The 22,786-nt window shown below is 67.2% G+C and carries 22 protein-coding genes; 15 read left to right on the forward strand and 7 right to left on the reverse strand.

The window, feature by feature from the left end:
* Positions 1–65: 65 nt before the first annotated feature.
* From AC3WOS_RS08155 to AC3WOS_RS08210, 12 genes are all read left to right on the forward strand, one after another.
* Complete coding sequence (locus AC3WOS_RS08155; protein WP_492715397.1) at positions 66–1,133, forward strand: MBL fold metallo-hydrolase; 1,068 nt, start codon at positions 66–68, stop codon at positions 1,131–1,133.
* An 84-nt stretch (positions 1,134–1,217) separates the two neighbouring features.
* Entirely contained in the window at positions 1,218–1,583 is a 366-nt protein-coding gene (locus AC3WOS_RS08160) for an ArsR/SmtB family transcription factor (RefSeq protein WP_492715398.1), read from the forward strand.
* Between the two features lie 93 nt (positions 1,584–1,676).
* Positions 1,677–3,023 (forward strand): sulfite dehydrogenase, encoded by a 1,347-nt coding sequence (gene soxC, locus AC3WOS_RS08165; RefSeq protein ID WP_492715399.1) that lies wholly within the window; start codon positions 1,677–1,679, stop codon positions 3,021–3,023.
* Complete coding sequence (locus tag AC3WOS_RS08170) at positions 3,007–4,095, forward strand: c-type cytochrome (RefSeq protein WP_492715400.1); 1,089 nt, start codon at positions 3,007–3,009, stop codon at positions 4,093–4,095. Before soxC ends, AC3WOS_RS08170 begins: the two co-directional genes overlap by 17 nt.
* A 168-nt stretch (positions 4,096–4,263) precedes the next feature.
* Entirely contained in the window at positions 4,264–4,725 is a 462-nt protein-coding gene (gene soxY / locus AC3WOS_RS08175; protein WP_492715401.1) for a thiosulfate oxidation carrier protein SoxY, read from the forward strand.
* A gap of 47 nt (positions 4,726–4,772) precedes the next feature.
* Positions 4,773–5,084, forward strand: a complete 312-nt coding sequence (soxZ, locus tag AC3WOS_RS08180; RefSeq protein WP_492715402.1) for a thiosulfate oxidation carrier complex protein SoxZ — start codon at positions 4,773–4,775, stop codon at positions 5,082–5,084.
* 38 nt (positions 5,085–5,122) lie between these two features.
* The gene (soxA, locus tag AC3WOS_RS08185) at positions 5,123–5,920 is read left to right on the forward strand and encodes a sulfur oxidation c-type cytochrome SoxA (RefSeq protein ID WP_492715403.1); all 798 of its coding nucleotides are present in this window, start codon (positions 5,123–5,125) and stop codon (positions 5,918–5,920) included.
* Between the two features lie 10 nt (positions 5,921–5,930).
* A complete protein-coding gene (soxX, locus tag AC3WOS_RS08190) occupies positions 5,931–6,545 on the forward strand; it encodes a sulfur oxidation c-type cytochrome SoxX (protein WP_492715404.1) in 615 nt (204 codons plus the stop codon).
* 34 nt (positions 6,546–6,579) lie between these two features.
* A complete protein-coding gene (soxB, locus tag AC3WOS_RS08195; RefSeq protein WP_492715405.1) occupies positions 6,580–8,298 on the forward strand; it encodes a thiosulfohydrolase SoxB in 1,719 nt (572 codons plus the stop codon).
* A gap of 28 nt (positions 8,299–8,326) precedes the next feature.
* Positions 8,327–8,929, forward strand: coding sequence for a rhodanese-like domain-containing protein (locus AC3WOS_RS08200; protein WP_492715406.1), 603 nt, complete (start codon positions 8,327–8,329; stop codon positions 8,927–8,929).
* Complete coding sequence (locus tag AC3WOS_RS08205) at positions 8,929–9,363, forward strand: thioredoxin fold domain-containing protein (RefSeq protein ID WP_492715407.1); 435 nt, start codon at positions 8,929–8,931, stop codon at positions 9,361–9,363. Before AC3WOS_RS08200 ends, AC3WOS_RS08205 begins: the two co-directional genes overlap by 1 nt.
* Before the next feature lie 113 nt (positions 9,364–9,476).
* Positions 9,477–9,977, forward strand: coding sequence for a GlcG/HbpS family heme-binding protein (locus tag AC3WOS_RS08210; RefSeq protein ID WP_492715408.1), 501 nt, complete (start codon positions 9,477–9,479; stop codon positions 9,975–9,977).
* A 5-nt stretch (positions 9,978–9,982) separates the two neighbouring features.
* Here AC3WOS_RS08210 and AC3WOS_RS08215 read toward each other — a convergent pair whose 3' ends face one another.
* The 4 genes from AC3WOS_RS08215 to AC3WOS_RS08230 form a co-directional block, all read right to left on the reverse strand.
* Complete coding sequence (locus AC3WOS_RS08215; RefSeq protein WP_492715409.1) at positions 9,983–10,408, reverse strand: hemerythrin domain-containing protein; 426 nt, start codon at positions 10,406–10,408, stop codon at positions 9,983–9,985.
* A 146-nt stretch (positions 10,409–10,554) separates the two neighbouring features.
* Positions 10,555–10,830, reverse strand: a complete 276-nt coding sequence (locus AC3WOS_RS08220; RefSeq protein WP_492715411.1) for a TehB family protein — start codon at positions 10,828–10,830, stop codon at positions 10,555–10,557.
* A 114-nt stretch (positions 10,831–10,944) separates the two neighbouring features.
* On the reverse strand, positions 10,945–11,322 hold the full coding sequence (locus AC3WOS_RS08225; protein WP_492715412.1) for a group III truncated hemoglobin: 378 nt from the start codon (positions 11,320–11,322) through the stop codon (positions 10,945–10,947).
* A 72-nt stretch (positions 11,323–11,394) separates the two neighbouring features.
* The gene (locus AC3WOS_RS08230) at positions 11,395–14,970 is read right to left on the reverse strand and encodes a CHASE domain-containing protein (protein WP_492715413.1); all 3,576 of its coding nucleotides are present in this window, start codon (positions 14,968–14,970) and stop codon (positions 11,395–11,397) included.
* Between the two features lie 203 nt (positions 14,971–15,173).
* On the opposite strand from AC3WOS_RS08230, the gene AC3WOS_RS08235 reads away from it, so the two are divergent.
* From AC3WOS_RS08235 to AC3WOS_RS08245, 3 genes are read left to right on the forward strand one after another with little or no spacing between them, the layout of a single operon-like run.
* Positions 15,174–18,644, forward strand: coding sequence for a response regulator (locus AC3WOS_RS08235; protein ID WP_492715414.1), 3,471 nt, complete (start codon positions 15,174–15,176; stop codon positions 18,642–18,644).
* Positions 18,645–18,678: 34 nt separating this feature from the next.
* On the forward strand, positions 18,679–19,860 hold the full coding sequence (locus AC3WOS_RS08240; protein WP_492715415.1) for a sensor histidine kinase: 1,182 nt from the start codon (positions 18,679–18,681) through the stop codon (positions 19,858–19,860).
* A gap of 20 nt (positions 19,861–19,880) precedes the next feature.
* On the forward strand, positions 19,881–20,681 hold the full coding sequence (locus tag AC3WOS_RS08245) for a LytR/AlgR family response regulator transcription factor (protein ID WP_492715493.1): 801 nt from the start codon (positions 19,881–19,883) through the stop codon (positions 20,679–20,681).
* Between the two features lie 20 nt (positions 20,682–20,701).
* On the opposite strand, the gene AC3WOS_RS08250 is transcribed toward AC3WOS_RS08245, so the two are convergent.
* The 3 genes from AC3WOS_RS08250 to purT form a co-directional block, all read right to left on the reverse strand.
* Positions 20,702–20,923: a Tsi2 family anti-toxin gene (locus tag AC3WOS_RS08250; RefSeq protein WP_492715416.1), complete on the reverse strand. Its 222-nt coding sequence runs from the start codon at positions 20,921–20,923 to the stop codon at positions 20,702–20,704.
* 18 nt (positions 20,924–20,941) lie between these two features.
* Complete coding sequence (locus AC3WOS_RS08255) at positions 20,942–21,388, reverse strand: Tse2 family ADP-ribosyltransferase toxin (protein ID WP_492715417.1); 447 nt, start codon at positions 21,386–21,388, stop codon at positions 20,942–20,944.
* Between the two features lie 161 nt (positions 21,389–21,549).
* Positions 21,550–22,761 carry a formate-dependent phosphoribosylglycinamide formyltransferase gene (purT, locus tag AC3WOS_RS08260; protein WP_492715418.1) on the reverse strand — a complete coding sequence of 404 codons (1,212 nt, stop codon included), beginning with the start codon at positions 22,759–22,761 and terminating at the stop codon, positions 21,550–21,552.
* Positions 22,762–22,786: the final 25 nt, after the last annotated feature.

The raw sequence follows: 22,786 nt of genomic DNA on the forward strand, positions 1-22,786 counted from the left end.
TGTTAAATAGCAAGCCGCGACGGCCAGTAACACCGGCCCGTGCCGCGGCGCAACAGGGAGACTGTATGGGTGCCTCGATCAAGGGAAGGGCCAGCCTGCTGGCGTTGACGCTGCTGCTGCCGGCGTTGCTGTTACTGCCGCTGGGGCAGGCAGGGGCCGTGCCCGTCTCCGCCGCGGCTCCGGCTGCGCTCCCCTTATTGGCCGCCGCGCCGGCCACGGCTCCGCCGCCTCCATCCACACCGTTGCGGCTGCAGGCCATTCCCGTCTCGCCCCACGTCTATTATTTCCAGGGCCAATCCGGGGTGGCCGGGGCCGACAACCAGGGGTTCATGTCCAACGCCGGCTTTGTCGTCACGGCCGACGGCGTGCTCGTGTTCGACACGCTGGGCAGTCCGGCCCTGGGCGAGGCCATGTTGCAGGCCATCGCCAAGGTAACGCGCCAGCCTGTGCGGCGCGTGATCGTCAGCCACTACCACGCCGACCATTTCTACGGCCTGCAGGCGTTCAAGGCGCGCGGGGCGCAAGTGTGGGCCCACGAGAACGGCAAGCTGTACCTGGCCTCGGACCTGGCGCGCGAGCGGCTGGAACAGCGCCGCAGCGCGCTGGCGCCATGGGTCAACGAGCAGACCCGGCTGGTGCCGGCCGACCGCTGGCTCAGTTTCGGCCCCAGTGGCGAACTGGCGTTCGAGATGGGCGGCCTGCACCTGCGCCTCATCGACAGCAGCGGCGCCCATTCGGAAGGCGACATCATGCTGGCGGTGGACGAGGACCATATGCTGTTCGCGGGCGACCTGTTCTTCACGGGCCGCATCCCCTTCGTGGGCGACGCCGACAGCAAGGTGTGGCTGACGGCGCTCGAGCGCATGCTGGCCCTGCGCCCGCAAGTGGTGGTGCCCGGCCACGGCGCCATGTCGCGTGCGCCGCTGGCCGACATCGCCCTGACCCGCGATTACTTGTTGTTTCTGCGCGACAAGATGGGCGCGGCCGTGGCCGACATGGTGCCGTTCGAGCAAGCCTATGCGCAAACGGACTGGGGCCGCTTCGCGCAATATCCCGCCTTTGCCGCCGCCAACCGGCTGAACGCCTACGGCACCTACATTTTGATGGAGCGGGAAAGCCTGCAGGCCAGATAGGGGCAGCGTGGGGAAGGGGCCCGCGCTTGCGTTTACCGGGCAAATCTGGTTATATGCGTATATAGGCATATAGTGAATTGTAAGATGAAAGAGAATTTAGGCCGGGAAGCCATGGGCGCCGTGTTCGAGGAAGTGTCGAACTACTTCTTCCTGCTGTCGGAACCGACACGGCTCAAGATCCTGCACGCGCTGTGCGGCGGCGAGCGCGCCGTGGGCGAGATCGTCACCGAGATCGAATCGACCCAGGCCAACGTGTCGCGCCAGCTGAACATGCTGTACCGGGCCAGGATACTGGGCCGGCGCAAGGAAGGTACGCAAGTCTATTACCGGATAGATGACCAGGCTACGATCGACCTGTGCCGCACCGTCTGCGGACAAATGGCCAGCCGGATCGAAAGTCGCGCGTCCGCGGAGAAGGTGGCGGGCACGTTCATGGTCGGCGACGCGTAAGGGCAGGCCGCGCAGGCGGCGGCCGCCGTGTAATCTATATATGCCTGAATGATTATATAACTATATTGTTGTATCGAGGAGAGAGATCAGGTCATGGCAAACGTACCCAAGCAGCGGGGGCGCATCCTGCGCGCGCCCGAGCATTTCGTTGACGGCAAGCTGGCCGCCGACATCACGGCCGAGGGATGGAACGAGCAGCGGCGCGGCTTCCTGCGCCGCAGCTTCCTGGCCGCCGCCGGGGCCCTGGCCGGCGGCCCCGCGCTGGCCCAGGCGGGCGGCGATCCCGACATCCTCAACCTGCCCGAGCATGCGCGCACGCTGGGCAAGCCGGTGGCCAGCAATCCCTACGGCATGCCGTCCAAATACGAGACCAATCTGTTGCGGCGCGAATCGCCCGGCCTGACGCGGGTGGGCGCGGCCTCCGTCGCCTTCACCCCGCTGCAAGGGCTGTTCGGCATCATCACCCCCAGCGGCCTGCATTTCGAACGCCACCACCAGGGCTGGTACGACATCGACCCGGCGCACCACCGGCTGATGATCAACGGCATGGTCAAGACGCCCAAGGTCTACACCATGGACGAGCTCATGCGCATGCCGTCCGTGTCACGCATGCACTTCATCGAGTGCGGCGCCAACACGGCCATGGAGTGGGGCAATGTGGCCGTGCCCACCGTGCAGTACTCGCACGGCATGCTCAGCTGCAGCGAATTTACAGGCGTGCCCCTGTCCGTGCTGCTGGAAGACTGCGGTTACGACAAGAAAAATGCGCGCGTGGTGCTGGCCGAGGGCGGCGACGGCTCGGCCATGACGCGCACCATCGCGCTCGACCGGGCGCTCGACGATGTGCTGGTGGCCTGGGGCATGAACGGCGAAATGCTGCGGCCCGAGAACGGCTATCCGCTGCGCCTGGTGGTGCCGGGCGTGCAGGGTGTGTCGTGGGTCAAGTGGCTGCGCCGGATCGAGGTGGGCGACCAGCCCTATGCCACCAAGGACGAGGCGGTCCACTACATCGATGCCATGCCGGACGGGAACTTCCGCCAGTACACCTCCATCCAGGAATGCAAGTCCGTCATCACCACGCCGTCGGCCGGGCAAACCCTGCTCGGCCAGGGCTTTTACAACATCACGGGCCTGGCGTGGTCGGGGCGGGGCCGGATCAAGCGGGTCGATGTGTCCGTGGACGGCGGGCGCAACTGGCGCACGGCGCGCCTCGAATCGCCCGTGCTGCCCAAGTGCCTGACGCGCTTTAACATCGACTGGGCATGGGACGGCACGCCCGCCGTGCTGCAGTCGCGCGCGATCGACGAGACCGGCTACGTGCAGCCCAAGATCAACGAGCTGCGCGCCGTGCGCGGCACCAAGTCCATCTACCACAACAATGCGATCCAGTCCTGGCAGGTCGCGCAATCCGGCGAGGTGTCCAATGTCCAGGTTTATTAAGTCCGTCCTGTTGATGGCGCTGGCCGCTGCCGGCGCGAGCCCGCTGGCGCAGGCCGGCCCGGCCGCCGACGCCCGGCCCGGCGCCACGGCCCTGACTGGCCTGGGCCGTCCCGCCACGGCGCAGGAGGTAGCGGCCTGGGACATCGACGTGCGGCCCGACTTCAAGGGCCTGCCCAAAGGGGCCGGCACGGTCGCTGCCGGCCAGGTAATCTGGGAAGGGCGCTGCGCCAGCTGTCACGGCACCTTCGGCGAATCGAACGAGGTGTTCACCCCCATCGTAGGCGGCACCACGGCCGACGACATCAAGACCGGCCACGTGGCCGCGCTCAAGACAGGCCGCCAGCCGCAAAAGACCACGCTCATGAAAGTGGCCACCGTCTCCACGCTGTGGGACTACATCAACCGCGCCATGCCGTGGACGGCGCCCAAGTCGCTCAAGACGGACGAGGTGTACGCCGTGCTGGCCTACATCCTCAACATGGGCGAGATCGTGCCGGACGACTTTACGCTGTCGGACCAGAACATCGCCCAGGTGCAGCAGCGCATGCCTAACCGCAATGGCATGGAAACCAATCACGGCCTGTGGGACATCAAGGGCAAGCCCGATGTGCACAGCGTGGCCTGCATGAAGAACTGCCCCGTCGAACCGGGCCTGCGTTCGACCCTGCCCGAGCCGTCGCGCAACGCGCACGGCAACATCGCGCTGCAGAACCGCACGTTCGGCCCCGTACGCGGCGCCGACACCACCAAGCCCGCGCCAACAGCGCTGCTGCGCGCGGCCGCCGCGGCGCCAGCCGCCGCGCCGGTGGCCGAGGAAAGCGCAGGCCTGCGCCTGGCCAGGCAGAACGCCTGCGTGGCTTGCCATGGCGTCAGCAACAAGATCGTGGGCCCGGCCTTCACCGACGTGGCGGCCCGCTACCGGGGCGACGCCGCCGCGCCGGCGGCCCTGGCGGCACGGATACGGGCCGGCACCAGCGGCGCCTGGGGCGCCGTCGCCATGCCGGCCCAGTCCAGCCTGAAGGACGAGGAAATCCAGACGCTGGTGGCCTGGGTCCTGGCTGGCGCCAGATAGGCGCGAATCAGGACCAGGCAAGAACGTCGCGGGCCGGCTGCGGGCGGTCCGCCCATCCGATTGCAGCAACCACAGTAGCAACCATAGCGGCAACCATAGCGGCAACCATAGCTGCAAACCCAGGCTCCGGCCACCGGCCAGCCTTGTATTTTTCGATAGGAGATAGTGATGAATCAGAGTCGACGCGACATGCTGCGCATTTCGTCCGTGCTGGGCATGGCATTCACGGCGGGCTTGCTCAAGCCGTCCGACGTCTTCGCGGCGGAATGGAGCCAGAAGGTGTTTGACGCCAAGAGCCTGGAAGACGTGCTCAAGGCGCTGGGCGGCGACAAGTTCGCCGTCAGCGCCGACGTGACCGTCAGTGGCCCCGATATCGCCGAAAACGGCGCCGTGGTGCCGGTGGCGATCGCGTCCAAGGCCCCGAACACGGAATACATGGCGATCCTGGTGGAGAAAAACCCCAGCGCCATGTCGGCCGCCTTCGCCATCCCGCCCGGGACCGAGCCGGCCATCAGCACCCGCGTCAAGATGGGCTCCACCTCCAACGTCCACGCGCTGGTCAAGGCGGACGGCAAGTGGCTGGTGGCCAGCAAGGAAATCAAGGTAACTCTGGGCGGCTGCGGCGGCTAAGCGGCCGTCATCCAATCTCTCTCTCAGATCAAAGTAAAGGAATTATCATGGGTGATCCGATGCGTATTCGCGCCGCCTCCGCGGGCGACACGGTGGAAGTGAAGATCTTGATGCGTCACGATATGGAGACGGGCCAGCGCAAGGATGCGACGGGCAAGGTGATACCGGCCCACCACATCAAGACGCTGGTGGTCAAGTGCAAGGACAAGGTGGTGCTGGACGCGCAGTTCGGTCCTTCCGTGTCGAAGGACCCGTTCCTGTCGTTCAAGTTCAAGGGCGGCACCAAGGGCGACAAGGTCAGCGTGGCCTGGGCCGACAACATGGGCGACAGCCGCAGCGACGAAGCCGTCATCAGCTGATACGGCGGCGCCCCGGGCAAGCAATTGGAGGAAACACGATGAAAAGAAAAGCTTGTTTGATCCTGGCGGCGCTGGCAGCGCTGCCGGCGCTGGCGCAGACCTCGGCCACCGACGAAATCGCCAAGTACCGGCAGATGCTGGCCGACGGCAATCCCGCCGAACTGTGGGAAATGCGGGGCGAGGAGCTGTGGAAGAAGAAGGCGGGGCCGAAGCAGGCCTCGCTCGAAAGCTGCGACATGGGCCAGGGGCCGGGCGTGCTGAAAGGCGCCTACGTGGCGCTGCCGCGCTTTTTCAAGGACACGGGCAAGGTGATGGACGCCGAACAGCGGCTGGCCTACTGCCGCATGACGATCCAGGGCCTGACCCAGGTCGAGGCGCTCAAGACGCCGTTCGGCTCGGCCGGCAATCCGTCCGACATTGAAGCCATCATGAGCTATGTGGCGGCCGAGTCGCGCGGCATGCCCATGAACGTCTCCACCGCCCACCCGCTGGAAAAGCAAGCCTACGAAGTGGGCAAGAAGCTGTTCTTCTACCGTGGCGGCGCGCACGATTTCGCGTGCGCCACCTGCCACGGCGCGGACGGCCAGCGCATCCGCCTGCAGGAGCTGCCCAATATGCTCAACAAGGCCAACGCGCAGGCGGCCTACACCACGTGGCCGGCCTACCGGGTGTCGCAGGGCGAGGTGCGCACCATGCAGCACCGGCTGATGGACTGCTTCCGCCAGCAGCGCTTCCCCGAGCCGGTGTACGCATCGGACGCGGTGACGGCGCTCACCATGTACCTGGCCAAGAGCGCGGACGGCGGCAAGTTCGACGCGCCCGCGCTGAAACGTTAAGGAGACGCAGATGCGACATATCGACAAGGCAGCGGCGGTGCTGATGGCGGCCGCCTGTGCGACGGCGGCTGCGGCCGGTCCCGATTACGGCAAGATGGCGCGCGACATGCTGGCCAGCGACTTCCGTTCGAAGGGCCCGGCCACGGTGGAACGGGTGACCCGGCAGGACGAGGTGCAGAAGATCTGCAGCGAACAGCCGGCCGCGCGCGGCAAGAAGGTGGACGCGCAGATCGAATCGAGCCAGCTCAAGACCATCGTCTATCCGGCCGACGGCGTCTGGCTGGGCAAGTGGGAGGAAGGCGAAAAGATCGCCCAGAACGGGCGCGGCATGCAGTCTTCGGATGCCGTGGGCAGCGTCAACGGCGGCAATTGCTATGCGTGCCACCAGCTGCGCAAGGAGGAAATCTCGTTCGGCAATATCGGCCCGTCGCTGTACCAGTACGGCAAGCTGCGCGGGCAGGGCGCCGACATGGTGCGCTACACCTGGGGCAAGATCTACAACTCGCAGGCCTACCGTGCCTGTTCCAGCATGCCCCGTTTCGGCCACAACGGCATCCTGACCGAGGCCCAGATCCGCGACGTGATGGCCCTCCTGCTGGACCCGGCCTCGCCCGTCAACCAGTGAGCCGCGCAACCATGCAAACAGTGAGGAAATTGATATGAGCCTGAGTCGGCGTGAATTCATGCAGGTGATGGGCATCGCCGCCGCCGGCGGCATGCTGCTCGATGCGAAAGGGGCGCTGGCCGCGCCCTCGGCCGGCGCGCTGTACGATGTACCGCGCTACGGCAATGTGCACCTGCTGCACTTTACCGACTGCCATGCGCAGCTGACGCCCGTGTACTTCCGCGAACCGAACGTGAACCTGGGCGTGGGCCAGGCCGTCGGCCGCATGCCGCACCTGGTGGGCGAGCAGCTCCTGCGCCAGACCGGCATCAGGCCGGGCACGCCCGAGGCGCACGCCTTTACCTGCCTGAACTTCGAACAGGCCGCTGCCACCTACGGCAAGGTAGGTGGCTTCGCCCACCTGTCCACGCTGGTCAAGCGCATGCGCGCCAGCCGGCCCGGCGCCGTGCTGCTGGACGGCGGCGACACCTGGCAAGGCTCGGCCACGGCCCTGTGGACCAACGGCCAGGATATGGTGGATGCCTGCCTGGAGCTGGGCGTGGACGTGATGACGGCGCACTGGGAAATGACGCTGGGCGACAAGCGGGTCAAGGAAATCGTCGAGCGCGACTTCAAGGGCAAGGTCGATTTCGTGGCCCAGAACATCCAGACCACCGACTTCGGCGACCCGGTCTTCAAACCCTATGTGATGAAGGAGATGAACGGGGTCAAGGTGGCCATCATCGGCCAGGCCTTCCCCTACACGCCGATCGCCAATCCGCGCTACATGGTGCCCGAATGGAGCTTCGGCATCCAGGAAGAGAACATGCAGAAGACGGTGGACGAGGCCCGCGCCAAGGGCGCCAGGGTGGTCGTCGTGCTGTCCCATAACGGCATGGACGTGGACCTGAAGATGGCCTCGCGCGTGCGCGGGATCGACGCCATCATGGGCGGCCATACGCACGACGGCATGCCGGCGCCCGTAATCGTGGCCAACGGCGGCGGCAAGACGCTGGTGACCAATGCCGGCAGCAACAGCAAGTTCCTCGGCGTGCTCGATTTCGACGTGCGTGACGGCGCCATCCAGGGCTTCCGCTACAAGCTGCTGCCCGTGTTCTCCAACTTCCTGCCGGCCGACCGCGCCATGACGGCGCTGATCCAGAAGATCCGCGCGCCGTACGAGGCGAAGCTCAACGAAAAGCTGGCCATGACTCAGGGCACGCTGTACCGGCGCGGCAATTTCAACGGCACCTTCGACCAGCTGATCGTCGATGCCCTGATCGACGTCAAGGGCGCCGACCTGGCATTCTCGCCCGGCTTCCGCTGGGGCACCTCGCTGCTGCCCGACAGCCCTATCCTGATGGAGCACCTGATGGACCAGACGGCCACCACCTATTCCTACAGCACGCTGACGGAAATGACGGGCGCCACCATCAAGAACATCATGGAGGACGTGGCCGACAACCTGTTCAACCCCGATCCCTACTACCAGCAGGGCGGCGACATGGTGCGGGTGGGCGGCATGAGCTATGCCATCGAACCCAAGGCCCGCATGGGCGCGCGCATCCAGGACATGCGCCTGGACGGCAAGCTGATCGACGCCGACAAGACCTACAAGGTGGCCGGCTGGGCGCCGGTGGCGGAAGGGGCCAGCGGCGAACCGGTGTGGGAAGTGGTGGGAAAATGGCTGCGCGACAAGAAGACCGTCGCCCCCCGCAAGCTCAACACGCCGCGCCTGATCGGCATGGAAGGCAATCCCGGCATCGCGCCGTAGTGGCAATCAACCAAGGAGAGAGAACGACATGCGATCGAATACCCGCTTCATGTGCGCCGCCGTCTGGCTGGCGCTGGCCGGCGTGGCCGGCCACGCTTCCGCGTACGACGCGGCGGCCGTGCCCGAAGCCAAGCGCGCCGCCGGCGCCCAATACGTGGATGCGAAGGAAGCTTACGCGCTCAAACAGCGCCTGGGCGAACAGGCCTACCTGGTCGACGTGCGTACCCGCTACGAAGTGGCCTACCTGGGCATGCCCACCGTAGCCGATGCCAACATCCCCTACGTGGAGCATCCCGACGACGCGGGCTGGGACGCCAAGGCCGGCCGCTGGGCCATGGCCGTCAACAACGACTTCGGGCCGGAACTGGCGCGGCGCATGACGGCCAAGGGCCTGGGCAAGGACGATACCGTGATCCTGATCTGCCGCTCCGGCGACCGCAGCGGCCGCGCCGCCAGCCTGCTGGCGCAGCTGGGCTATCACAAGGTCTACACGGTCATCGATGGTTTCGAGGGGGACCTGGCCAAGGATGGACCGCAGGCCGGCCAGCGTGTGGTCAACGGCTGGAAGAACGCTGGCCTGCCCTGGAGCTATAAGCTGGAGCGGGCCAAGCTGTACTTCCCGCAGTTCTGATGGACTTGCTGGCGCCGGCCCGCGACCTGCGCGCCGATGGCGCCGAGGCGGCAGCACGCGGCGTGCCGGTGGTGTTGCTGTTCTCGCTGCCCGACTGCGGCTATTGCCTGGTGGTGCGGCGCAATTACCTGCTGCCGCTGCAGCGCGACCTGCCGCCCGGGCAGCGGCCCGTGGTGCGCGAAGTGCAGCTGGACGATACGGCGCCGCTGCGCGGTTTCGACGGCGCGCCAAGCAGCGGCAAGCGCCTGGCCGCGCGTTACCAGGCGCGCTTCGCACCCACCGTCGTGCTGGTCGACGCCGGCGGCGCCTTGCTCACCGCGCCCATCGTGGGCGGCGACACGACCGGCCTGTATGGCGGCTATCTGGACAACGCGCTGGCCGAGGCAATGCGGCGGCTGGCGTCTCACGCAGGCAGCAAACCACAGGGAGAGTGACAATGAGACCGCACTTCAAGGCAGGAGCGGCAAGGCTGGCATCGGCAAGTTCAGTCGCAAATTCGGTCGCAAATTCAGGCGCAAATACGGCAGCAAATTCATTGGCAAGTGCGATGGCAACGGCAGCATCGGCGGCGCTGGCGGCGCTGCTCATGGGGGCGGCGCCGGGCGCGCAGGCGGCCGATGCGACCTACGCCGTCAAGCTGATGGCGCCTGAAACGGCCCTCAAGGCGGCCCAGGGCGCGCTGAAAAAATGCCGTGATGGCGGCTACCAGGTGGCGGTGGTGGTGCTGGACCGCAGCGGCGTGCCGCAGGTGATGCTGCGCGACCGTTACGCCGGCATGCACACGCCCGATGCTGCCGCCGGCAAGGCCTGGACGGCAATCAGCTTCAAGACCACCAGCCTGGCGCTGGCCGAGAGCACCCAGGGCAACAAGGATTCCAGCGGCATCCGCCAGATCGCCCATGTGCTGGCGGTGGGCGGCGGCATCCTGGTCGAGGCGGGCGGGGTGACGTTTGGTGGCATCGGCGTGTCCGGCGCACCGAACGGCGCCGCCGATGAGGCCTGCGCCCGCGCCGGGCTGGCCGCCATCACGGAGGAGCTGGAGTTCTAGCGCGCTCAGGCCATGGCGCTGGCTGCCGCTTCAATGGCCGGGTAGAACTCGCGGTCTTCCCGCTTCATGCGCTCGTACAGCGTCTTGAGCACCTGATTGGCCTCGGCGCGGAACGTTTCCGGCTGCTGTTCCAGCAGGCGGGGCGTGTTCCATTTGGCGGCAAAGGCCAGGTAGCTGGCGGCGATGCCTTCCATTTCGCCCTGGTACTGGCGGCTCAGGCGCGCGAGCTCGGCGTCGCCGCTCGCTTCCAGCGCCGGATACAGCACCCGGTCTTCCACGGCAAGGTGCAGTTTGATGACCCCGCTCATCGAGACGATGCGGGCCGCGATGGCAGCGGCGGCGGGCGCGATGCCCGACTGCACCAGTTTGCGCAGGGCGGCGATGTCGCTCAGGATGTCGATGTGCTGGTGCTTGAATTTGTCGATGTTCATGGTGCAGTTTCTCCGGTGGCAGGTGTTGAAGATATATTTTGCATGAATTTTTATGGCCGATAAGCGGCCGATAAGCGTCCGCGAAATCGCCGTCAAATCGCCGCTGGATGTCCGCGACTTCGCCGCGCAGCGGGCGTGGGCGGCGCCTAGCGGTGGAAGTCGACCCGGAACTTGACGGGGCCGATCACTTCCACTTCATGTTCGACCTGGGGTTCGACCACGCCGTGGCGCTCCGGCGTGAGGATCAGCTCTTCCGGCCCGGCGCCCGTGATGCGGTAGCGCAGGCTGCCTTCGAGCACGGTGATGCGGCCCCATACGCCGGCGGCCGTGGTGTGGCCACGCTGCAGGGCGGCGGGCACGGTGCCGTCCGTGAACACGGGCGAGCTTTTGTAGTGGACGACATGTTCAGGCAGGGCTTTCATGTTTATCTCCTCGGTTAGTGGGATCGGATGACCCATTATGGCAGGTTTTATATAAACAAGCATCTAAAATACTGATTATTGGCCGAAACGAAATGTTGTACAGCCAAAGTGGTGCTATTCCGCCATCACCTTGCCGAAGTAGCCATACTGCAGGCTGTGGGCGATGCGCCGCGCGACGATCAGGAATTCGTCGGCCACCTCGGGCGCGAACAGGCGCTGCACGGTGGCCAGGAACAGGTCCAGCCAGCGCCGGAAATGCTCCGGCTGCACACCCGTCAGCTGCATGTGGGTGCCGAACACATTGCCCTGGAAGCTGCGCTGGCCCAGCATGACGGTGCACCAGAAATCGACCATGCGTTCCAGGTGCGGTTCCCACTGGTCGCCGATGGCGGCGTTGAAGATGGGCGCCAGTTCGGGGTCAGCCCGCACGTCGTCGTAAAAGGTGTGGACCAGGGTGGCGATGGCGGCGGGGTTCAGTTCCAGGGGAGTCATGGCTAGCGTAACGGGATAAGATTTATTTGAGATGCTACATTAAAACGCCATGCGCTTCAATACCGGGCGGTTTCAGCCGGCCAGCGCATTGCGCCGCAGGGCCGGCAGGTTGCGTACGATGGCGCGCAACATCTGCTCGACATCGACCGGCTTGGCGATGAAGTCGTTCATGCCGCAGGCGATGCATTGTTCGCGCTCGGACAGCAGCACGCCGGCCGTCATGGCCAACACCGGGATGGTCAGCCCCAGCTCGTCGCGGATGCGGCGGGTCGCCTCGAAACCGTCCATTTCCGGCATTTGCACGTCCATCAGCACCAGATCGTAACGGTCGCTGTCGGCCCGCAGCGCGTCGAGCGCCAGCAAGCCATTGTCCACCGTGTGCACGGTGGCGCCGGCGTGCACCAGCATGCTCTTGGCCACGATTTGGTTGAGCGGGTTGTCTTCCACCAGCAGGATGCGGATGCCGTCCAGCCGCTGCTGGACCCGGTCGGCCGGGACGCTGGCGGTGGCCGCATGCACTTGGCGCAGCGCCGCCGTCAGCCGCTCCGGCGTGACGGGTTTCAGCAGCACGGCGTCGCCGGCATGGCTCACGTCCGTCTGCAGCAGCTTGCCCTGGCCGAAGGCGCTGACCATCAGCAGCACGGGCGTGCCGCCACCGGCTGCCCGCAACCGTGCCACTGCGCCGCGGGTGTCCGCTCCCGGCAGCTGCCAGTCGAGCAGCACGGCGCTGTAGCGGGTGCCGGTCTGGCCCAGTTGCACTTCGGCCGCCTCGATGGTGGCCACGTCGTCGGCCCCGCCGTGGTAGCTGCGGATGGTCTGGCACAGGAATTCGCGGCTGATGGCGTGGTCGTCCACCACCAGCAGCGGCAGGTCGGCCATTGCGTGGGCCGCGCCCTGGTCAGCCACGCCCAGCGGCACGGTCAGTACGAATTCGCTGCCGTGGCCCGGTTCCGTATGGGCCGTGATGGCGCCGCCCATCAGCGTGGCCAGCCGGCGCGAGATGGCCAGCCCCAGGCCGGTGCCGCCGAAGCGGCGCGTCATCGAGGCGTCGGCCTGCGAGAACGGTGCAAACATGCGCTGCAGCAGGGCCGGTTCCATGCCGATGCCCGTGTCGCGCACGACAAAGCGCAGCTGGGCGTGGCCGGCGTCGCGCCCGGCCAGCTCCACCAGCACCGACACTGTGCCCACCTCGGTGAATTTGATGGCGTTGCCCACCAGGTTGACGAGGATCTGTTGCAGGCGCGGCGCGTCGCCCATCAGGTTCAGCGGCACCTGGGGCGTGACGCCGATGGCCAGTTCCAGGTCCTTGTCGCTGGCGTTGACGGTCATGATGGTGGCCATCGCCTCGAGCAGGGTGGCCAGCTGGAACGGCGCCGGCGCCAGTTCCAGCCGGCCCGCCTCGATCTTGGAAAAGTCCAGCACGTCGTTGAGGATGCTGAGCAGGGACTTGCCCGACTGCGTGATCATGTCCAGGTATTTGCGCTGGTCCGGCGACAGCTCCGTGTTGTGCAGCAGGTGGGTCATGCCCAGCACGGCGTTGAGCGGGGTGCGGATTTCGTGGCTCATGTTGGCCACGAACTCGGTCTTGGCCCGGCTGGCCGCCTCAGCCTGCTCCTTGGCCGCCAGCAGCGAGCTCTCCGAGCGGCGCAGGGCCGCCGTCATGTCCTCGGCCAGCGCCAGCGCGTATTCGCGGCGCGCCGTCAGCGCCCGCACCACGCCGAAGAACAGCAGGCTGATGACGGTGCCGGCCAGCAGTACGATGTGGCTCTTCTGGCGGTCGATGGAATCCTCGAAGGCGGGCAGGGAGGTGAAGTGCAGCGTCCAGCCGTGCTCGGCCACCGTCATGGTGCTGGTGAGCAGGAAGGGATTGGGATAGAGCCGGCGTTGTTCGGCGCTGCGGATGCCGCTGGCGTACAGCCGGCCGCCGCCGTCCGTGGGGCCGCCGTCGTCGATCTCCAGCTGCAGCGCCATATTGTCGCTGCCGAGGATGTCGCGCATCAGGTCCTGGGTGCGGAACGGGCTGTAGGCAAAGCCCTGCAGGGCGGCCATGCGCTGCTCCGGCGTGGCCTGCGGCGCGTCGCGGAAATACACGGGCAGGTACATGAGGAAGCCGGCCTGCACGTGCTCCTCCGATTCCTGCACCAGCGTGACCTTGGCCGTCAGCGTGGCCCGGCCGCTGCGGGCCGCCTCCAGCATGGCGCGGCGCCGGATCGGCTCGGACATCATGTCGTAGCCGAAGGCGCGCAGGTTGCGCCCGGTGAACGGTTCCAGGTACAGCACCGGGGCGTAGGCGTCGCTGTCGGCCGGCGGCCATACCCGGAACTGGGGATAGCCCGAGGCCTGCACGGCCCGTTCCAGCGCACCCTGCTCGCCGGGGCGCAGGTAACGGGCATAGCCCATCCCCTGCACGCCGGGGAAATTGCGGCCGATGGCGATGCCCTCCACATAGTCGTGCCACTGCTGGCGCGACACGGCCGGCGTGGTCCTGAACAGCGCCTGGGCGCTGCGCAAGCCCGTCTCGTACAGCGTCATGCGTTTGGCGATGCGCTGCTGGATGTTCATGCAGCTCACTTCGAACTGCTCGCGGGCCCGCCGTTCCGTGTTGACGGACACCAGCTGCCAGACGGTGACGGTGATGGCCACCCCGGCGAACAGGGTCAGCCACTGGGTGCCGAAGCGGCCATGCTGGGACTGGCGCAGGCGCTGGCGCTCGCGCGCGTCCGCGCACAGCACCATGCCCAGCAGGCTGCACACGACGACGAAGCTCTCGAGCGAAATCAGGGCGTCGTTCAAGGTGCCGGTGGCAAACGGCCCCAGGCCGTTGATGGTGCCCAGCACGGCCGCCGCGGCCGTCGTCAGGCATGCCAGGGTGGTGCCGCGCAGGCCGTGGCGCCAGGCCGACCAGGCGATGCAGGGCAGCACCAGGTAGGCCAGCCATTGGGTGCCGCTGGCGCCCGTGTAGTGGCGCCCGAAGATGAGCAGCACCAGCGCCAGCAGCAGGGCCAGCGACACGGCCAGTTCCAGCAGCAGGGCGGCGCTCCAGCGCTGGTCGCCGGCGTGGCGCCACGCGAGCAGGGCCGGGGTCACCACCAGCACGCCGGCCGTGTCGCCCACCCACCAGGTGCTGACCACGGTCCACTGGGCGCTGGCCGGCACCAGGTGCGACAGCACCAGGGCACTGCTGCCGATGCCGGCGCTGACCATGCACATGAAGATGGCCACCACGGCAAACTTGTAGACGTTGTGCAGCTGGTTGAGGGGCCGGGCGCCGTCCGCGTAACGTTGCAGCAGCGCCGTGCCGACCAGCGCCTCGAGCACGTTGCCGACGGCGATGCTGAGCGACACCATCAGCACCGTGCCGTCCACCGGCAAGCCGTTGGCGTGGAAGGTGGACAGGTTGGCGGCGAAGGCGCCGGCCAGGATGCCGGGCCAGACCCGGTAGCCGAACAGCAGCACGGCGGCGAAGGCCATGCCCGAGGGCGGCCAGACGGGACTGGCGTTGCTGTTGGAAAAAGCCAGCAGCAGACCCAGACGGGCCGCGCCGTAATAGGCGAGCGCCAGCAGCACGACCGGCAGCAGGGCCGTCAGCGCGGGGGCGTTGGGCGATGCCCGGCCGTCCTGCTGTTTCGTCTGCGCGCCATCGGTCATATGCAGGGCTCCCTAGTTGCTTCCAAGGAAATAACTATAGCGCAAATTGGCCCCGATTGCGCCCCAATTCCTGCCGGACGCGGGGTAGGCCGGCTCTCCTGGCCGCGATCGTATCCGGCACACCACAAGCGCCGCCAGTGGCCTTTCGGGCCGCGCCGTGTGATACTTTCATTTCTGTCGTTGTCATGAAGTCTATGTTACCCATGCCGCTTAACCGTTTTTTACCGTCCACCCTGAAATTCAGGCTCAGCACCATGGTGGTGTTGCTGGTGCTGGCCGCCACCGTGACGGTGACGGTGGTGGCGCTGATGCTGGCTGAACGGGACATGAAGGCGGTGATCGGCAACCAGCAATATGCGCTGCTGTCGGGCGCGGCGGCCCATATCGACGAACACCTGGCCGGCAAGCTGGCCATGCTGGCCGCGCTGGCCGAATCGGTGCCCGAGAGCGCCCACCGCGACCGGCGCCTGCTGCACCAGTTCCTGGCCGACCGCCCCACCAGCCGCGGGGCATTCAACAGCATCGAAGTGTACGCAGCCGACGGCAGCCTGCTCGACACCTTCGACACGGACATGCCGCTGCAGCCGTTCAACGCCAGCGGCCGGCCCTACTTCGACCGCACCGTGGCAAGCCGGCGCGGCGTCATTTCGGCCCCGTTCTTCAGCCATGTCGTGGGTGCGCCAACGGTGCTGATCACGGCCCCCGTCTATGACCGCGACGGCAAGCTGGCGCTGGTGCTGGCCGGCGGCATCAACCTGCTGCGCTACGCGCCGTTCCAGTCGCTGAGCGCCCTCAAGCCCGGCAGCACGGGCTTCACCTTCATCATGACGGCGCAGGGCGTGCTGCTGAGCCACCCAAGCAAGGCCCGCATCCTGCAGAACATCAACGCCCGGCCAGGCCGCAACCTGGCCACGGAACGGGCGCTGGGCGGTTTTGAAGGCTGGACCGAGGCCGACAACAAGGATGGCGTGCGCGGCATCTACTCGTACAAGCGCCTGCAGCAGACGGACTGGATCGCGGCGGCCCGCTTCCCCAGCGACGAAGCGCTGGCGCCGCTGCGCCAGATGCGCTACGAGGCGGCCGGCGCCGCCTTCGTGTTCGCGGTGCTGGCCGGGCTGCTGGCCTGGGTCGGCATAGAACGGTTGCTGCAGCCGCTGGAGCATTTGCGGCGCAATATCGGCCGCATCACGCACAGCCGCGCCGGCATCCAGGTGCTGCAGCTGAATCGGAAGGACGAGATCGGGGAACTGAGCAGCGCCTTCTATCGCCTGATGGCCGAGCGCGAGGTAGCCCAGCAGCGCACGCGCGACAGCGAAACGCTGATCCGCAATATCCTGGAACGGGCGCCGGACGCCTTCGTCAGCTGCAACAGCGATGGCATCGTCACGGAGTGGAATGCCAAGGCCGAGCAGACCTTCGGCTGGCGCCGCGAGGAGGCGATCGGCTCCGACATCGCCGTGCTGCTGGTGCCGGAACGGCTGCGCCAGCACCATGTGGCCGGCATGCGCGCCTTCGCCGCCAGCGGCACCGGGCCCATCGTCAACAACCGGGTGCGGGTGCCGGCCATGCGGCGCGACGGCAGCGAAGTGCCGGTCGAGCTGTCGGTGGGCGTGCTGCGCGACGGCGACAGCTACATGGCGACCGCCTTCCTGCACGACGTTTCGGCCCGCATCGCCTACGAGGAGCAGATCGCCGCCAGCGAGAAGCGGGCCCGCATCATCGCCGACAACCTGCCCGTGCTGATCGCCTACCTGGACCGCGAGGGCCGCTACCAGTTCACCAACAGCCACTACCAGCGCCAGTGGGGCATAGACCCGCAGTCGATGCTGGGCAAGCGGATCGACGAGGTGTCGCTGGGCACTTCCGAGCCGTGGCGCGCGGACCTGGCGCGGGCGCTGAACGGCGAGCGTATCCACTACGAGCGGGCCACGGGGCAGGGCGAGCAGGTGCAGCACTTCATGGTGGACCTGGTGCCGGACGTGGCGCCGGACGGCACGGTGGCGGGCGCCTATCTGATGGCGACCGACATCACCGGCCGCAAGAACTCCGAGCTGCAGCAGGCCGCCAGCGAAAAGCGGGCCGCGGCGGCCAGCCGGGCCAAGAGCGAATTCGTGGCCAACATGAGCCACGAGATCCGCACCCCGATGAACGCCGTGCTGGGCGTGGCCTATTTGCTGGGCAATACGGAACTGAGCTCGGTGCAGAAGAAGTACCTGGACATGATACTGGCCTCCGGCAAGGCCCTGCTGGGCATCCTGAACGACGTGCTCGACTTTTCCAAGATCGAGGCGGGGCGCATGGAACTGGCGCCCATGGCGTTCCAGCTCAACGACGTACTGAACGCCATCGCCACCGTGATGACGCTGAACGCGGGCGAGAAGAACATCGAGCTGGCCATCGGCGTCGACCCGGACGTGCCGGCCGCGCTGGTGGGCGACGCCATGCGGCTGCAGCAGATCCTGATCAACCTGGTGGGCAACGCCGTCAAGTTCACCGAGCAGGGCGAAGTGTCGCTGCTGGTGGAACTGGCCGCGCGCGGCGCCGACGGCGTGCGCCTGCGCTTTGTCGTGCGCGACACGGGCATCGGCATGGACGCGGCCCAGCAAGGGCGCCTGTTCTCGGCCTTCAGCCAGGCCGACGCCTCCACCACGCGCCGTTTCGGCGGCACGGGACTGGGGCTGGCCATCTGCCGCCGCCTGGTCGAGCTGATGGGCGGCAGCATCGACGTCAGCAGCGCCGTGGGACGGGGCAGCCGGTTCGCCGTCACGGTGCCGCTGCAGCTGGCGCCCGAGGTAGTGGCGCCGGCGCCGACTATCGGGCCGTTGCGCCTGCTGGTGGTGGACGACAACGACACCAGCCGCGATTACCTGTGCAAGACCATCCACGCCTGGCACTGGGACGCCGACAGCGCCCGTTCCGGCCCGGAGGCGGTGGCGCTGCTGCAGCGCGCCCTGGCCGCCGGCAGCCGCTACGACGCCGTGCTGGCGGACTGGCAGATGCCCGGCATGGACGGCCTGGCCACCATGCAGGCGTTGCGCGCGGCGCTGCCCGAAGGCGAGCTGCCGGTGGTGATCATGGTCAGCGCCTGGGGCCGCGACAAGCTGATGGCGTCGCAGCAGGCGCGCGACGCGAACGCCGTCCTGATCAAGCCGGTGACGGCATCGAGCCTGTTCGATACGCTGCACGAGGCGCTGGCCCAGCGCGGCGGCGACGCGCCCCGCGCGGGCGCGCCCGACGGCGCCGCGCAGCGCCTGGCCGGCCTGCGGCTGCTGCTGGTGGAAGACCATCCCCTGAACCAGATCGTGGCGCGCGGCATGCTCGAATTTGCCGGCGCCCTGGTCGCCGTGGCCGACAACGGCCAGGCCGCACTGGACGCGTTGCGCGCGCGGCCCGACGGCTACGACGCCGTGCTGATGGATGTGCAGATGCCGGTGATGGATGGCTTCGAGGCCACCCGCGCCATCCGCGGCGAGCTGCGGCTCGACGTGCCGGTGCTGGCCATGACGGCCGGCGTGATGCAGTCCGAGCAGGAGCAATGCATCCTGGCCGGCATGAACGACTTCATCGCCAAGCCGATCGACGTCGAGCAGATGTTCGCCGTCATCCTGCGCCATCTGCCGGCGGGCCGCGCCGGCGTGGGCGCCACGGCCATCGTGGCGGGACAGGGCCTGTGAGCCGGCGCCGCCGCACCGTCGGGGAAAACCGAAGATGACTCAAGTATCTGCCCAGGCAGAGCTCAAGCTGTCGCCCCATCCGCTCGATGCGATCCCGCTGTTCCGGCGATTCCCGGCCTCGCCGCTGCGCAACTTCGTCTACACGGGCTTGTGGAATGCCGGCCTGGCCTTGTGCCTGGCGGGGGTATCCATCATGTTCACCACGGGCGGCGCAACGTTTGCCGATTACTGGTGGCCGATGCTGCTGATCTCCAATCTGATCGGCTACCTGATCCATCTGTGCACGCTGGCGGGCAACCGGCTGTTGAACGGTTGGCCGCGCCGGGCGCGCGGCTGGCCGCGGCTCGCGTACCGGCTCGGCATGGCCTGCGCCTGCTCCCTGCTCGGTTACGCGCTGGGCTTCGCGCTGCTCAAGCGCAGCAATCCCTTGCAGCTGCTGGTGAGCCGCGAGGCGTTGACGCAAGTACTGCCGCTGGCCGTCTTCATCGCCCTGTTCATGCTGGCGGTGCATCTGTCCGGCGAACGGCGCATCGCGGCCGAAACGCAGGCGGCCCGCCAGCGCGAGCAGCTGGAGACGGCCGCGCGCCAGCTGGCCGAGGCCCGCCTGCGGGCCCTGCAGGCCCAGATCGAGCCGCACTTCCTGTACAACACGCTGGCCAACGTGGCCGGCCTGATCGCCCCGCAGCCGGGACTGGCCCAGCACATGCTGGAGCGCTTCATCGACTATCTGCGTGCCAGCCTGGCGGCCAGCCGCGAGGAGCAAGCCACGCTGGGAGCCGACGCCGACCTGATCGCCGCCTATCTCGACGTGCAGGCTGTGCGCATGGGCGAGCGCCTGCGCTACCGGATCGAGGTGCCGGCAGAGCTGCGGGCCGCCGTGATCGCGCCCATGCTGCTGCAGCCGCTGGTGGAAAACGCCATCGCCCACGGGCTGGAACCGAAAGTGGAGGGCGGCGAGATCGTCCTCGGCGCCGCCGTGCGGGACGGGCAATTGTGCCTGCAGGTGAGCGACACCGGCGTCGGGCTGGCCGGTGCCGCGCCCGTGTCGGACAAGCGGGGCGGCGGCGTGGGCTTGAGCAATCTGCGCGAGCGGCTGCGCACTTTGTATGGCGATGCGGCTCAGGTACAATTGCTTGAAAATCAACCTTGCGGCATGACCGTGCGTCTGCTGCTGCCTTTGAACGGGAGCCAGCCATCGACCACCCGCGCGCAATAATCGCCGACGACGAGGCGCATCTGCGCGACCATCTGCAAACCCTGCTGGCCAACGCCTGGCCGGAACTGCGTATCGTCGCCAAGGCCGCCAACGGCCTCGATGCGCTGCGCCTGATCGACGAGGAGGCGCCCGACGTGGTATTCCTTGACATCCGCATGCCCGGCATGACGGGGCTGGACGTGGCGGCCAGGCTGGCCGGCGGCGAGCGCCCGCCGCGCATCGTCTTCATCACCGCCTATGACCAATATGCGGTCGATGCGTTCGACCATTCGGCCGTCGATTACCTGCTCAAGCCGGCCAGCCAGGAACGGCTGGGCAAGACCGTGGCCAAGCTGAAGGCGGCGCTGGGTGGGCGGGAAGGCGAGCGCGCGGCCGGCATTCCGGCGCCCATTTCAGGCGATGCGTCCGCCGCAGTATTGCAGGCGCTGCTGCGGCAACTGGGTGGGCAGCTGGGCGGCCAGCCAGCCGTGGCGCCGGCGCCGGCGCCTGCCGCGCCGCCCCTGCAATGGATACGGGCCGCGCACGGCGACGAGACGCGCCTGATCCCTATCGATGAAGTGATCTACTTCCAGAGCAACGACAAATATACGAGCGTGTTCCTGGCCGGGGGTGAGAGCCTGATCCGCACGCCGCTGAGCAAGCTGCGAGAGCAGCTCGACGAGCAGCAGTTCTGGCAGATCCACCGCAGCGTGATCGTGGCGGCGCGCCATGTGGCCGGCACCCGCCAGGATTTCCGCGGCCGGCTCATGGTGCAGCTCAAGGGCAGGCCGGAACAGCTGGTGGTCAGCCGCAACTATGTGGACCTGTTCCGGCAGATGTAGCGGTGGCCACCCGCTGGCCGCTAGTCCAGCAGGCTGTCGTAGGGCGGCAGGTTGTCGCTTTGCGCCTGCACCGCGGTGTAGTGCCGTTTCAGGTCCATCTGGGCCTTGGAATAATCGAGCAGTTCCTCCTCCAGATAGGATACCTCGTCATCGTCGGCCGTCTCGATCTGCGCTGCCAGCTCCCTGGTCTTGGCGGCAATGGCGCGGATGGCCATGATGGCGGTTTGGTCGCTGATACCCATGGTGTTCTCCCGGCTCGCTTATTTGCGTGCGTTTTCGACGGATTTGAGAATGGCGGCCCGCGCCAGGTTGTCCAGCGCGCCCTTCAGCGCGGCCACGAACATCGGTTTTTCCACCTCGATCTGGTAATGCTCGGCCGCGAACTGCTGATTGTAGCCGGTGTCGACGATCTTGAGGTTGGGGTCGACCACGGTGTCCTTGGGGATGACGAAGTAACGCCAGCTCTTGCCCTTGAAGCAGTGGCTGCGGTCGAACAGCGAGGTGCCGCCGCCCGTCTGCACCATACCGTCGCGCACCGTCACGTCGGGCTGGCGGATGCGGGTGCCGCCGCCGGGCTTGGGCAGGGTCTTGCGTTCGAACAGGGGATACAGGATGCCGGGGCGGGCGCTGCCGTCGGGGAAGGTCGCCCCTTCGGGAAAGTCGTCGCTGTGCAGCGCGCGCCAGAGATCAACGGGACAGTTAGCCATAGCGGGTTTCCTTTGCGGTCAAATGGAAAGTAGCAAAACTGCAGTCTTGTCTATTTACCATGCAAGCTCAAGCAGTATTGGCCGATTTGACCCAAATGGCAAGTTCCAGGACAGAAGCCGCCGCGCTGGCGGGGCGCCTGTCCCGATCCGCCCGGCCGCCCTTATTTGGCCAGCACCGGTTTGACGCGCGACGCCGCTTCCTTGGCGCGCAGGCGCGCCGTTTCCACATCGTCCGCCGTGGCCAGGGCCACGCCCATGCGGCGGCGCGCGAACGATTCCGGCTTGCCGAACAGGCGGATGTCGCTGCCGGGCACGCGCAGCGCGTCGGCCACGCCTTCGAAAGCGATACCGGCCGCCTCGTGCTGGCCGTAGATCACGGCCGACGCACCCGGCGCGCGCAGCGCCACGTTGACCGGCAGGCCGAGGATGGCCTTGGCGTGCAATTCGAATTCGCTCTGCACCTGGGTGGCCATGGTCACCATGCCCGTGTCGTGCGGACGGGGACTCACTTCCGAGAACCAGACCATGTCGTCCTTGACGAACAGCTCCACGCCGAACAGGCCCATGCCGCCCAAGTTGGCCGTGACCTTGTGGGCGATGTCGCGCGCCCGCTCCAGGGCCACGGGGTTCATGCGGCATGGCTGCCACGATTCCACGTAGTCGCCCAGCACCTGCAGGTGGCCGATCGGCTCGCAGAAGCTGGTTTCGACCTGGCCGTCGGCGCCCAGCGAGCGCACCGTCAGCAACGTGATTTCGTAATCGAAGTCGATAAAGCCTTCCACGATCACGCGGCCCGAATCGACGCGGCTGCCAGCGGCGGCGTAATCCCAGGCCGCCTTGACTTCGGCGGCGCCGTCGATCTTGGACTGGCCCTTGCCGGACGAGGACATGACGGGCTTGATCACGCACGGGAAGCCGATCTCGGCGCAGGCCGCCTCCAGTTCGGCCAGGCTGCTGGCGAAGCGGTAAGGCGAGGTGGCCAGGCCCAGCGTTTCGGCCGCCAGGCAGCGGATGCCCTCGCGGTTCATGGTCAGCTGGGCGGCGCGGGCGGTCGGGATGCAGGTGATCTTGCCGGCCTGCTCCAGCGCAGCCAGGGTGTCGGTGGCGATGGCTTCGATTTCCGGCACGATCAGGTCGGGCCGTTCCTGCTCGATCAGGGCCGCCAGCGCGGCGCCGTCGGCCATGTTGATGACGTGGGCGCGGTGCGCCACCTGGTGGCCCGGTGCGTTCGGGTAGCGGTCGACGGCGATCACTTCCACGCCCAGGCGTTGCAGCGCGATGATCACTTCCTTGCCCAATTCGCCGGAGCCGAGCAGCATGACCTTGGTGGCCGATGGGGTGAGTGGGGTACCGAAGATGCGTGGAGTAGTCATAGCAGTGAACAGTTAGGGGGCAAAA

This window comes from Rugamonas sp. FW305-51, assembly GCF_058786935.1.